This window comes from Phyllobacterium endophyticum, from assembly GCF_003010935.1.
In the GTDB taxonomy this organism is placed as follows: domain Bacteria; phylum Pseudomonadota; class Alphaproteobacteria; order Rhizobiales; family Rhizobiaceae; genus Phyllobacterium; species Phyllobacterium endophyticum.
This window is the reverse complement of the sequence record NZ_PGGN01000004.1, coordinates 231,039-244,128: the sequence shown is the minus strand read 5'-3', so window position 1 is coordinate 244,128 and position 13,090 is coordinate 231,039. Positions and strand designations below refer to the sequence as shown.

General features: G+C 56.2%; 11 protein-coding genes. 9 read left to right on the top strand and 2 right to left on the bottom strand.

Annotated elements, in window-relative coordinates; translation table 11 throughout:
- The first annotated feature begins 88 nt into the window (after positions 1 to 88).
- The 8 genes from CU100_RS19385 (at position 89) to CU100_RS19350 (ending at position 8,166) form a co-directional block, all read left to right on the top strand.
- Positions 89 to 970 (top strand): glycine betaine ABC transporter substrate-binding protein, encoded by an 882-nt coding sequence (locus CU100_RS19385; RefSeq protein ID WP_106718239.1) that lies wholly within the window; start codon positions 89 to 91, stop codon positions 968 to 970.
- 111 nt (positions 971 to 1,081) lie between these two features.
- Positions 1,082 to 1,702 (top strand): ABC transporter permease, encoded by a 621-nt coding sequence (locus CU100_RS19380; protein ID WP_106718238.1) that lies wholly within the window; start codon positions 1,082 to 1,084, stop codon positions 1,700 to 1,702.
- Between the two features lies 1 nt (position 1,703).
- Positions 1,704 to 2,345, top strand: coding sequence for an ABC transporter permease (locus tag CU100_RS19375; protein WP_106718237.1), 642 nt, complete (start codon positions 1,704 to 1,706; stop codon positions 2,343 to 2,345).
- Positions 2,342 to 3,274, top strand: a complete 933-nt coding sequence (locus CU100_RS19370; RefSeq protein ID WP_106718236.1) for an ABC transporter ATP-binding protein — start codon at positions 2,342 to 2,344, stop codon at positions 3,272 to 3,274. The genes CU100_RS19375 and CU100_RS19370 overlap by 4 nt, the downstream gene beginning before the upstream one ends.
- An 8-nt stretch (positions 3,275 to 3,282) precedes the next feature.
- Positions 3,283 to 4,374, top strand: a complete 1,092-nt coding sequence (locus CU100_RS19365; protein WP_245419133.1) for an LLM class flavin-dependent oxidoreductase — start codon at positions 3,283 to 3,285, stop codon at positions 4,372 to 4,374.
- Positions 4,371 to 5,687 carry an LLM class flavin-dependent oxidoreductase gene (locus tag CU100_RS19360; RefSeq protein WP_106718234.1) on the top strand — a complete coding sequence of 439 codons (1,317 nt, stop codon included), beginning with the start codon at positions 4,371 to 4,373 and terminating at the stop codon, positions 5,685 to 5,687. Before CU100_RS19365 ends, CU100_RS19360 begins: the two co-directional genes overlap by 4 nt.
- An 8-nt stretch (positions 5,688 to 5,695) precedes the next feature.
- Positions 5,696 to 6,697, top strand: a complete 1,002-nt coding sequence (locus CU100_RS19355) for an ornithine cyclodeaminase family protein (RefSeq protein WP_106718652.1) — start codon at positions 5,696 to 5,698, stop codon at positions 6,695 to 6,697.
- Positions 6,694 to 8,166, top strand: coding sequence for an HAL/PAL/TAL family ammonia-lyase (locus CU100_RS19350; protein ID WP_106718233.1), 1,473 nt, complete (start codon positions 6,694 to 6,696; stop codon positions 8,164 to 8,166). The genes CU100_RS19355 and CU100_RS19350 overlap by 4 nt, the downstream gene beginning before the upstream one ends.
- A gap of 2 nt (positions 8,167 to 8,168) precedes the next feature.
- Here CU100_RS19350 and CU100_RS26990 read toward each other — a convergent pair whose 3' ends face one another.
- Positions 8,169 to 8,315, bottom strand: coding sequence for a hypothetical protein (locus CU100_RS26990; RefSeq protein WP_170113903.1), 147 nt, complete (start codon positions 8,313 to 8,315; stop codon positions 8,169 to 8,171).
- Between the two features lie 439 nt (positions 8,316 to 8,754).
- On the opposite strand from CU100_RS26990, the gene CU100_RS19345 reads away from it, so the two are divergent.
- Entirely contained in the window at positions 8,755 to 10,515 is a 1,761-nt protein-coding gene (locus CU100_RS19345) for an acyl-CoA thioesterase (protein WP_245419132.1), read from the top strand.
- Positions 10,516 to 10,528: 13 nt separating this feature from the next.
- Here CU100_RS19345 and CU100_RS19340 read toward each other — a convergent pair whose 3' ends face one another.
- Positions 10,529 to 12,820, bottom strand: a complete 2,292-nt coding sequence (locus CU100_RS19340) for a putative bifunctional diguanylate cyclase/phosphodiesterase (protein WP_245419131.1) — start codon at positions 12,818 to 12,820, stop codon at positions 10,529 to 10,531.
- Positions 12,821 to 13,090: the final 270 nt, after the last annotated feature.

Sequence of the window (13,090 nt, the reverse complement as noted above, 5' to 3'; positions counted from 1 at the left end):
TGCCCCCTTGATACCCGAGATTGCTAGCATGCGAACAACGAAACCAGTGGGATAAAAACGATATCCCACAGTAGCTGCAGGGAAAACCATGATCTTGAGAAGTGTCGCCTCCATTGGGTTCGGCGTGTTGGTCGCATTGACCGCGGCTACGTCCGGCTTTGCCCAGACCGTGAAAATCGGCAGCAAGAATTTTACGGAACAGTTCGTCGTAGCCGAAATTTATGCGCAGGCGCTGGAGAAGGCTGGCGTCACAGTCGAGCGGCGGCTCAATCTCGGCGCTACGCTCATCGCTCACTCGGCTTTGACGAGCGGCGAAATTGATCTTTATCCGGAATATACCGGGACCGCGCTTGCTGCAGTCGTCAAGGGTGATCTCTCAGGCTCTGCCGACAAGATCTACAAAGATGTCAAAGACTATTACGAGAAGAACCTGCAATTGACCCTGCTCGAACCGACGCAGATCAACAATGGTTATGCCATTATTACGCTCCCCGAGACCGCGGAGAAATACAAGCTCAAGACGCTCACGGATCTTGGTCCAGCCTCCAAGGAGCTCTCCTTTGGTGCCGAAGGCGGTTTCGGCGAGCGCAAGGATGGACTGCCTGGGCTGAAACAGGTTTACGGCATCGAGTTCAAGGATTTCCGCATCTTCGCCAAGCTTGGCATCCGCTACAGCGCTCTGACCAGCAAGAACATCGATGTATCCTATGGTTTCAGCACAGACTGGCAGATCGCCGACAGCAGCCTGGTCGTACTCGATGACGACAAGCATCTGTTCCCGCCCTACTATCTCGTGCCTGTAATTCGTCAGGATGCTTTGACGAAGAATCCGAAGATCGCCGAAGTCCTGAATAAAGTGAGCCCGCTTCTGACGAATGAAATCATGCGCGACCTCAACGCCGCAGTCGAGCGCGACAAGAAAGAGCCGAAGGAAGTTGCTGCGGAGTTCCTGAAGGAAAAAAATATCTGATTTCGGCGTCGGCGGCGCATTCCGTCCCGCCCATGATCCAAACGTATGGCGGAGATGGCCACATCTCCGCTATTTCATTGCTAGAGCGACGACGCAGGCAGGACGGCACCCTTGAACTGGGCCCCTAAGAACATTCCGGAAATACTCACCGCAACGTGGCAGCATCTGGTGCTCTCGGTGTCTTCGGTGCTGATAGGACTTTTGATCGCGTTGATTCTCGGGATCATCAGCGCCCGCCGTCCAAAGCTCTATGCCGTCGTCCTGACGATAACCGGGATTATCTTCGTCATTCCCAGTCTGGCGCTGTTCGCGCTTCTGATCCCTTGGCTTGGACTCGGCACCAAGCCCGCGCTGGTCGGGCTTTCTTCCTATTGCCTGCTCATACTTCTGCGTAACGTCGTTACGGGGTTGCGCGGCGTGTCCGCCGATGTTCTCGATGCGGCAGACGGCATGGGTTACAGTCCCTGGCAGCGGCTAATTGGCATTGAACTCCCGCTTGCGTTGCCGCTCATCGTGTCTGGTATACGCATCGCGCTCGTGACCGTGATCGGTATTGCCACCGTAGCTGCATTCATCGACGGGGGCGGACTGGGTACTATCATCCTGATGGGGATCGATCAGAACTACACGGAGAAAATACTGGTCGGCGGTATCCTGACATCCTTGATGGCTATCTTTTTCGATGTCGTGCTCAGCCAGGCTGAAAAATATCTGGTTCGGGGGAGGTCATGACATGCTGATGACCGCCTTCAACTGGATCATCGATCATCAACCCGAATTCTACCAGGCCCTTGGCCAGCATCTAATCATGTCTGGCGTCTCGCTGGCATTTGCCTTGGCCATCGGCCTGCCGCTGGCGATCCTGATCATCAATCGCGGCGGACTTGCTTTCGCTGTCATCAACATAATCAATGCCCTGAGAACCATTCCAAGTCTTGCCATCCTCGCGATCATGATGCCCTTGCTCGGAATAGGATTATGGCCTTCCATCGTTGCCCTCACCATTCTCGCATTGCCGCCGATCCTGCTCAATGCCTTCATCGGACTGCGCGATGTTGACCCGGATGCCGTCGAGGCGGCGATTGGCATGGGGATGAGCCGCGGCCAGGTTCTGCGGAAAATTCGTGTTCCCCTTGCAGCACCGGCAATGTTTGCGGGCGCACGTACAGCGGCGGTGCAGGTTCTTGCTGGCGCAACACTCGCCCCGTTCATCGGCGGTGGCGGACTTGGCGATTTCATAGCCGTCGGCATCAGTATGATGGATATGTCGAGGCTGCTGGTCGGTGCCGTTCCCATTGCGCTGCTCGCGCTCACAACCGAGTTCACCCTCGGCCTGGCCGAAAAGTTCTTTTTTGCTGAGAGATCTACCGCATGATCAACATGGAACATGTGACCAAACGTTTCGTCGCAGACGGACCCGCCTCGGTCGACGATCTTTCACTTGTTGTTCCGGAAGGGACAACGACGGCGCTCATCGGACCATCCGGCTGCGGAAAGACGACAACTATGCGCATGATCAATCGTCTGATTGACCCAAGCGAAGGAAAGATCATTGTCAATGGCGAGGACGTCACCAAGGTCGACCCGGTCGAACTGCGCCGGCACATTGGCTATGTGATCCAGCAGGTCGGTCTGTTTCCCCACATGACAATCGCCCAGAATATCGCTGCCGTTCCCAAATTGCTGGGCTGGGCCGAAACAAGAACAAAGAAGCGCACGGAAGAATTGTTGGATCTGGTCGGGCTTGACGCGGGTGAAATGCTGAAGCGGTACCCGCGCCAGCTTTCAGGCGGGCAACGCCAGCGCATCGGCGTGGCACGCGCGCTTGCAGCTGATCCGCCAGTGCTGTTGATGGACGAACCCTTCGGGGCGATCGATCCAATCGCCCGGACGAGGCTCCAGGACGAATTTCGCCAGATTCTGCAGCGTGTGCGCAAGACGGTTGTGCTCGTCACCCATGATCTCGACGAGGCTATCCGGCTTGGAGACCGCATCGCCATCATGAAAAGCGGCAAGATCGTTCAATATGATACGCCGGACGCAGTGTTGTCTCGTCCCGCCGACGCTTTTGTCGAAAACTTTGTCGGAATAGACCGCGCGATCAAGCGGCTCAGCCTGTTCACTGTGAGCGATGCAATGAATGTTGCTTCGCCTCGATCCGGTACCAGCACAGTGGCGCTGACCAGTAATCTGCGCGATGCGCTGGCGTTGATGGTTGCCGCCAATAGCGATGTGCTTGCTGTGGTGGACGAAAGCGGGGCAGTGAAAGGCGAGGTGACGCGGGACGCTATTTTTGCGGTTTGACAGCCAGTATGAAAGCAAGGGTTCTCAACATGCACATCGGAGTATCGATCACGCCATTCGGCCATCATCCCGGCGCTTGGCGTGAAAAGACGGAAGATGCGATTCATTTCAACGCCTTGGCAGCGCAGGTGAAGAAAGCAGAAGAAGGCGGTTTGGACTTCGTATTCTTCACCGATCAGCTTGGCGAGCGCCCTCTGAACGATCTGTCGCCGCAAGCCGTGCCATTCGAGCCAACAACGCTGGTCGCGGCACTTGCCACGCTAGTCCGCAAAATCGGACTGATAGCAGCCGCTGCGACCAGCCAGCACGAGCCCTACAACCTGGCGCGCCGCTTTGCCTCGCTGGACATTATCAGCAAGGGCAAGGCGGGGTGGAACGTCGTCGTATCGCCGGAAGCAGCCGCACGGGATCTGGAATATATCGACGTTATCAACGGTCTCTGGGACAGCTGGGAGGACGACGCCTTTGCTTATGACAAAGCGTCAGGGCGCTTTTTCCTGCCGGAAAAGATGCACGTCCTTGACCATAGGGGAGAATATTTCTCCGTACGTGGTCCGCTTAACGTCAATCGCTCGCCTCAGGGCAAGCCAGTCGTTTCGCACGTGCTGACAGCCGATACCTTGGAAATTGCGGCACGCTCGGCTGAACTTGTCTTCATCGATCCGTCGACCGCGGACGAGGCCGAGACCCTCGTCCTGGACCTTGCGCAAAGACTTCAGCGCCATGGTCGCTCGCGGTCGGATGTAAGGGTCCTTGCAAATGTAATCCCATTCATCGGCACGACGAAAGCTGACGCGAAGGAGCTGCACGAGAGGCTGGATGCGCTGAGCTTCGATGGAGAGAAGCCTTCGGGTCTGGAAATTACCGGCACGCCAGCGGAGATTGCGGATGTGTTGGAGGAGTGGTCCCGCATCGTTGATGGCTTTACCGTTCTGCCACCGCTGGTGCCGGAGAGCACCGATGCATTCGTAGACCACGTCATACCTGAACTGAGAAGGCGCGGATTGTTCCGTAGCGCCTATGAGGGTGGCACCCTGCGGGAGCATCTTGGACTTTCGTATCCGGAACATCCCGCAATCGCAGAGAGGCGAATCTCATGAGCAAGGCCCATATGAAGCTTGGTGCCTTTCTCATGGCGGGCGGGCATCACATTGCGGCCTGGCGGCATCCAGATGCGGTTGCTGAAGCCGGTGTGGATGTCGACCACTTCATTGACCTGACGCAAATGGCCGAAGCTGGCAAATTCGACATGGTCTTCTTTGAAGACGCGGCTGCGATCCGCGAGCGCAACGTCAATACGGCAAGTCAGGCGGCGCGATCAACCATGTTCGAGCCGCTTAGCTTGCTTGCAGCATTGGCGGTCAACACATCACGCATCGGGTTGGTCGCTACAGCCTCCACGACCTACAACGAGCCCTATGGTCTGGCCCGGACTTTGGCCTCCATCGATCAGTTGAGCGGTGGCCGGGTTGGCTGGAATCTCGTAACCTCGGCGAGTGAACTCGAGGCCGAAAATTTCGTGTCAAGCGGCTTGCGGCCTCATGCGCAGCGTTATGAACGCGCAGAGGAGTTCGAGAAAGCGGCAAGGGCGGTTTGGGACAGCGTCGATGCAGGTGCCTACGTTGTTGATGGAAAAACCTACGCGGATCGAGCCAAGCTATGTCCCGTCGATCATCACGGTGCGCATTTCACCGTCCAAGGCTTGCTGGACAGTCCGCGTTCGCCTCAGGGCCGACCGCTGATGGTACAGGCGGGTGCTTCGGACGCAGGCAAGAACCTTGCGGCGCGAACGGCGGACGTTGTGTTCGTGGCGGCGCAGACTTTGCAGGAAGCGCAAACCTACTACGCCGACTTGAAGTCACGCATGCCAGCTTTCGGTCGCGTTCCCGATGATCTGAAGATACTTCCCGGCGTATCTCCCATCGTCGGGCGAACCGAAAGCGAAGCGCGGGCAAAATATGATGCCTTGCAGGAACTCATACCCGACGAGGTGGGGGTGGCGTTGCTCGCCAGCTATCTCAGCATCAAGGACTTGTCGCAATATCCGCTGGAAGGGCCATTGCCACAAATGCCTGACACAGACGGTATCCAGAGCCGTCAGCAATTGATCATCGATCTCGCGCGACGTGAGAACCTCACTATCCGTCAAGTGGCGCGCCAGTTCGCCGGCGCACGCGGGCATTGGCAATTGATAGGCACGCCGGCTCAGATCGTCGATGAACTTGAAGAGCGATTTCATGGTAAAGCCGCTGATGGCTTCAACGTCATGGGCGCGTATTTCCCTGGTGCGCTTGAGGATTTCATTGAGCTGGTCATCCCCGAACTCCGCCGCCGTGGGCTCTTCCGCGATGAGTATGAAGGGCGCACATTGCGGGAAAATCTCGGAATCAGTATCCCGGCACGCGCAGCATGAGCAAAGACATGAAACCTATTTACATCGACTATCTGAATGCACTCGACATTGACGCGCTGGCGCTGACCGATGAAGAGATACTTGCCGCAATCGAAACTTCGCTCGCCGCGCAGGGGAATGGCCAGACTGTGATAGAGCCACGGGTGCATTTGGAACCTGATGCAACTTTCAATGGTCATTTCAACGTGTTGCGCGGATATGTTGCTCCTTTGAATCTGGCGGGCGTGAAAATCGTCGGGGACTTTGTCGATAACTACAAGCTGAATTTTCCCTCGGAGTTTGGCGTACTCAACCTTTTCGATCCGCGTACAGGCGTGCCTCGCGCCATCCTCGACGCCACTGTCATCACCGATATGCGTACGGGTGCCATAACAGCACTGGGGGCGAAGTATCTCGCGCGGAAGAATTCCAAGGTGCTTGGCCATATCGGTGCACGTGGCACGGCATACTGGAATGTAAGGCTGCTCGATCATCTCTATGATTTTGATGAAATTCGTGTGCATTCGCGCCGTCCCGAGAGCCGCGGCGCATTTGCCAAGAAGCTTTCGCATGACCTCGGCAAGCGGATCATCGTTACCGACGACTGGCGCTCCTGTGTCGAAGGCGCCGACATCGTCGTCGAGGCGTCGCGCCTGCCGGAGCCACAGCCAATGCTGAAAACAGAATGGATCAAGCCCGGCGCATTCGTCGTGCCATATGGAACGATGAGCGCAGTGGAGTTGTCGCTGACGGATATAATGGACAAGCTTGTCGTCGATGACTGGGGTCAATGCAAGGGTGGAAAATTTGGATCGCTGCGTGCGCATGTGGAGGCGGGCAGGCTGTCTGAACAGACATTGCATGCCGAGCTTGGACAGATCGTTGCCGGGCACAAGCCTGGGCGGGAGAGTGAGGATGAGACTATTCTTTTCTGGCACCGCGGGTTGTCGCTAAGTGATATCGCCTTGGGCTATGCCATGCTGGAGAAGGCCCACGCATTGAATATCGGCCAGCGGTTGCGCTTTGCATGAAACGGGTGGTCTTCAGTGGTGCGGCCACCACGATCGCTGATATCGCCGCGATCGCGCGCGAGAATGCGTTGATCGAAGTCGAGCCCGACGTTTATGGCAGACTGGAAATGGCACGCGTAATTCTCGACAGGGCCGCAGCATCGGGACAGCAAATCTATGGTTTGAATACGGGGCTTGGCGCAAACCTGAAAACGCCGGTGACCGATGGCATAGCCGCATTCCAGCAGCAACTGGTGCGCGGACGCGGCATGGGCGTCGGGCCGTCTATGCAACGCGACGTCACCCGGGCTGTCTTGGCCGCGAGGCTCGCAATGCTCTCGGTCGGCGGATCCGGAATTTCCCCTGCTGTTTTCAATGATTTGCTCGCATTGCTCAACAAACAGATTCACCCGGTCCTTCCCTCCATTGGTTCCATAGGCGCTGGCGATCTGGTCTTGCTGTCGGCTTTGGCGCAAACGCTGATCGGCGAAGGCGAAGCAGAATATATGGGAACGGTTCATCCGTCCGCTCGCGCTTTGAAAATGGCAGGTCTCGAACCGGCTTCGCTTGGACCCAAAGACGGGTTGTCGCTGCTCAACGCCTCGGCTGTATCTGTCGGCCAAGGTGCGCTGGTTGCCGCCGACGCAACGTTGCTTCTGGAGCTCCAGCGGCGAGCGGTTGCCATGAGCTTTGAAGCTTTGGGCGGCAACCCACAAATTCTGACGCCGGCGATCCAGCGCGCGCGCCCCGCAGCGGGTCAGGTGGAAGAGGCGGAAAAGCTTCTGGCTCTGCTTGACGGCTCGTCATTGTTCGAAACAAAGACAGCCATACAGGATGCGCTGAGCCTGCGTTGCGTGGCTTCAATCCAGGGGGCGCTTGCGCATACCCTGGAGACGACCACGGGTGCGGTCGAAATCGAGCTCAATTCGGCGGCGGACAATCCGCTGGTGATCATCGATGAAGAGCGGGTACTTTCGACGGGGAATTTTCACACGCCATCATTGGCGCTGGCTTTCGAAACCCTTGGGCTCGCGATCGCGCAAACGGCGCTGGCAAGTGCTGCGCGTTTCATTCAGATCACTGGTTCTGGCCGTCATGGCCTGCCGCGGTATCTGAGTCCTGTTGGCGGAGCTTCGGCCGGATTTGTGCCGTTGCAAAAAACTGTGGCCGCACTCGCCGGTGCCATTCGCCACAAGGCCAATCCTGTACTGCTGGATTTCCTTGCAGTTTCCGAGGGCGTGGAGGATCATGCGACGCAGACTCCGCTCGCGGTGGCGAAATGTGCTGAGATCGTCGACCTTTGGCGACAGCTCGTTGCCTGCGAAATGCTGGCTGCAGCTCAGGCCATGGATTTGAGGCCGGAGCATCGCTGCGGAAAGGGCGCCAGGCTAGGCTGTGATAGCGTTCGGACGATCTCGCCTGGGCTGGAAACCGACAGGGCGCTTGGAGCGGATGTTTCGGCACTCGCGGAAAGTCTGCGCCGTCTTTGAGATCAATTCTCCTGTATCGAAACGCCACCCTCGCCGATCTTCAGCTCGATGCCCTGAGGTCTGGTTTCCTTGTCATAGACGTAGTAGCCGAGACCTGCAACGATAACGATAAGGCCGCCGATAACCAGATAAAGCATATTGCGATTCATGAAACTGTCCCTCTACGTCCGCATGTTTGCCAGGCGTTAGAGCATCTGTGACGGAACATGACAAGCAGCCAGAATTCGTCTCGATCAACGAGCTTTCTGTTTGCCAGGCTGACTTTAAAATTTATCCGACGCTCGCCGTGCATTTTGCCGGTGTGCAACGGTTTGGACACCTTTGCGTGCTAGCATGGTGAACAAGTTGTGAATTCGCCACGGACAAGTTTCATGGTCTGCTCATCGTCTAACGCCAAGTACCTGCAACATTACTGAAACGGTATTTCTTCAAGGCGGCGCAAGAACAGAACATTTGACTTATTTCGGCGAATAACATCGACTAAAGTAGGGTGCTGTAAATCAGCGTGTCTTGTAAAGCTGGGTAGTCATGACGGTCGTGCGGAATCTTTTGTGGGCACCAACAATAGGCTTATCCTGGCTGTGGGGGTTGGGTTTCTTTTACTCCATCCACGTCACATTGACCTATGGCTGGTTGGGTTTTTTTGGCTTCGCCATAGCCAATGTCGCAGGGCTGTGGCTGTTTGGCTATATTCTCGGGCGCACCAAGCGATCGCCCGATCAGATCATCAAGGATATAGAAGGCCGTTACGCCGGCGTATTCCTGCTGTTTCAGATGGCCGCACTGGTAGTGACGATCTTCGGGTTTGTCGCGTATCTTTGGCAGCCAATCGTCGGGGAGGGGTCTCCGGTCGGCGTTGCGCTATTGTTGTTGTTTGCATGTGCCATCGGCCATGCGCTGTCGTTACAGCAGCTCAAGCTCTTGCATATCTTTTATACGATCGTTGGGGTCGCGGCCGGCATTGTGCTGCTCCTTGGGCTGCGGCAAACATCAGACTACCCGGGCGTACCGCTTGAGCAGTTCGACAGCCGCTTCTATGGGCTTATCATGCCTACGCTCATCGGGTTCTTGCTCGGACCCTGGCTAGATATTCAGCATTGGCACCGGGCGGTTACCATCAAGCGGGAAGGCGGCGATGTCGGCATGGCCTACGGTGTCGGCGCCCTGTTGTTCTTCGGCTTTCTGTTTCTCAATGCGCTTACCGCTTCGGCAGTCGGCCCGATAGGCAGTATACTGTCCATCGATGGCCTGCCCAGTGCCCAGGGTTCGGTATCGGCAGCAACGGTCCTCGCCGCGGAAAACGGGCAGCCATACCTCGCACTTGCTTTCGTTATCTGGACAGTCATTGCCCTGGCATCGACCGTCGACAGTTTTTATTGTGCAACATCCTGGTTCCTGAAGGGCAAGAATCTGCGCAGTAACAGTCCGTTGCTAGCCCTCATCCCTGATGGGGTCGCTTCATCGCCGCTTTGGCTGTTGATCGGCGCCACGTGGATCGCTTTCACCGCGGTTCCCGCCAATTTCTCGCTCATGTATTTCATGATGCCGTTTGCGACCTTGTTCGTGAGCGCGTCTGCCAACCTCGTATGTGAGGCCTTGGGTACCAAACCAAAGTTTGATCCTGTGCTCAGCTTCATGATTGGTTGCGGCTCGTCACTCATCTTCATCATCGGCTATATTCAACCGGTGCCGGGTTTCTTGCTCATTTCCCCTTTTATCGGCCTGATAGGCGCCTTGCCGGCAATGATCGAGCTGTTCAGGCCTGCCTCCAAGGCCATCCCCGTTGAAATAGTCGATCAACCTATCCGCATGATGTCGCCTTCGCCGCTTGCCACCGTCGCGGGCAGCCAGGACGCCACGCCTTCGCATGGATTTGACGGCGAATGGTTCGTCATGCAACTCGTTCCGACCTATGACGACACGAACTCCGTCGGCAATGTATATTTTGCCAACTACGTGCGCTGGGTCGGCAAAGCGCGGGAACTATTCTTCAATGTTTGCATGCCCGATTTTGACCTGGCAACGACGCGGTTCTACATCCTCACGCGCTCGTTCACCCACGACTACCGGCGCGAGTCGAAAGAATTCGAGCAGATCACCGTTCGCATCAAGATCGCTCGCCACAACCGGAAGTTCGTGACATTGCAGCATGAGATCCACAGCGCTGCGCAGGGCTTGCTGGGGCACGGCGAGCAGTCATTGATGTTCGTCGACCGCGAACACTATAATCCTCTCGATATTCCGGGTGAAGTCATCAAAGGGTTCCTGCCATATTGGCCCAAGGACTCGCGCCTGTCTGCGAGCTACCGCCCTGCCAACATTCAGGATGCCGCCAAGCGGCAGGCGTGATCTCAGCGAAGTATCAGCTGGCTACCTGGTAACGATCACGATCGAAAGCGAGCAATTCGAAAGTCTTTTCGACCGGTTCTGCCGGGCTGAACAGAAAGCCTTGCACCTGATCGCAGCCTTCCTTTTGGAGGCAGGCAAGTTGCTCGCGCGTTTCGACTCCTTCGGCAGTTATCTTCATGCCCATGCTAGCGCCTAGGCCCATTACGGCACGAATGATCGCAAGACTGCCCCGATTGTGTGGGAGATCGCGCACGAAGGACTGGTCGATCTTGATTTTGTCGAACGGCATCTTGCGCAGGTAGCTCAAGCTGGAATAGCCGGTTCCAAAATCATCGAGCGCGATGCTGACGCCCATGGCGCGAAACTGGCGCAGCAGCGAAATTGCGGCGACGTTGGCCTCGAGGAAAACGGACTCAGTGATCTCAAGTTCAAGCCTGTTCGGCTTCAGTTTGTTCTTCGTCAAGGCATCGCGAACGATTGAAGCAAGGTCGGAATGCCGAAACTGTATCGCCGATATATTGATCGCGACGTGGATGTCCTGCGGCCATGAGACGGCGATACGGCAGGCTTCCTGAATGATCCACTCGCCAAGCGGAATGATGTTGCCTGTCTCTTCCGCGATGGGAATAAAGATGGTCGGGGAGATGAAACCGTGCACGGGATGCTTCCAGCGCAGGAGCGTCTCAAATCCAACAGTTTTCAGCGTCTGAGCCGAAATGATCGGCTGGAAATGCAGGATGAATTCATCCCGGGCCAGTGCCCCGCGCAGATCCATGGCCAGCGCGCGTTTGGCTTCAATCCGCGCGTCCATCTCCACCTCGTAGAAACGGAAGCTGTTGCGGCCTTCGTTCTTGGTACGGTAAAGGGCGAGATCAGCACAGCGCATGATATCGTTGACGCTGTCGGTCGGCGCGATTGCGATACCAACACTGATGTGAATGTTGATCTGAATACCATCGATCCAGAAAGGCTGGGCAATGCTCTGGACAAGCTGCTCGGCTAGCTCGGTGGCGGCGGTCTGGTCCGCGCCGCGAGCCAGGATGGCAAATTCGTCGCCCGACAGGCGGGCGACCACATAAGTTGCCGGGGCTGCACCACGCAGGCGATCAGCGACCTGTTTGAGCAACTGATCACCTATGCCATGACCGAAACTGTCATTAACCGTCTTGAATTCATCGAGATCGATACAGAATACTGCAAAGCTGCGGAGCCCTTTCTCAAGGTCTTTGGTGGCCTGCGAAAGCTGGTCAGTAAACAGCGTGCGGTTCGGCAGGTCCGTCAGAACGTCATAGCGGGCAAGATAGGAGAGTTGATCGTCCGACTGCTTTGCAGCGGTCACATCGGAACCCACGCCGCGGTAGCCGACAAACTGGCCCGCATTATCGAAGATCGCCTTGCCGGTCAGAGACCACCAGCGTGTCTCTCCCTTTATATTGATCGGCAGAATATGGTTGCGAAACGTCGTGCGGTTCTCAATTGCCTGCCAGATGGAGCCAACCTTGACGGCTTCTTCCGCATGCGACTGGTCGATCTTGAACAGTTGGGCAAACGGCATCCCCTGGAGCTCTTTGGTCGTTTTGGCCGCGATCTGCGCCAAGCGGGGTGATGTATGCTGCAGCTTGAGATCCGCGTCGGTTTCCCAGATCCAGTCGCTGGCGTTTTCTTCGAAATCATACAGAAGCAGACTGATGACTTCCTTCTGCTGCTCGACTTTGATCTGGTCGAGCGTACGCATGACGATAAGATTGCTCATGTGAACGATGGTGAAAAGAATGAAGAGCGCATAAAATGCCAGCAGGATGGCTATGAAAAGAAAGAAATCTTCGCCAGTAGACGCGAGGGCGAAGAACGAACCTGTAATGATCGTGCCAGAATAGGCGATTGCGGCAAGGGGGACCACAGCCACGCCTATCCCCGTGGCCATCAGACCTGCTGCCGTGCAGGCGATCAAAAGCCGGTGGTAGGCATCGGCGTCGAGAAACAGCATCAGCGGTATGCTGGCGAGACAGATGCCATAGAGGGCCGAGATGATGATCAGATATTTAATCGCATCGAAGCCAAGTTCCTTGACCTTGGGGACCGTGTACCACTGCCAGCAGGCAACGAGCGAGCCCGCGGTCATGAGCGCGACCATGATGGATACGCCGGCAAGATAGGGGCGGGGGCCGAGATCCCAGAATACGAACGCCACGACGAATACGACGCACATCGCCACCAGGACTGTAAAGGGTGCCAGTCTGAGTGCGACGTCCATCTGCTCGGCATAGACACGACGTTTTACTGCCGGGTTGATGGCCCCGCGCATTCCGAACATCGATCGGATAGCCTCAAATGTATGGAAATTGGACAATCGCACGCACAGACCTCAGGCAGGTGAGTTCATCTTTGACCCATGTTAGTTTTTTTGCGTTCGGCATTGGTTAATATACTTAGCATTTTTTCTGTTAGTTACCAATGTCTTTATCCCTTTGTGGTGCAGCGTGGTTAAGATAAAATTTGGGGACTACACGGTATTAACACCTGAAAACGCGGCTATTTCTTTATTTGCAACTATATGTTGAATTTAGGCTTAACC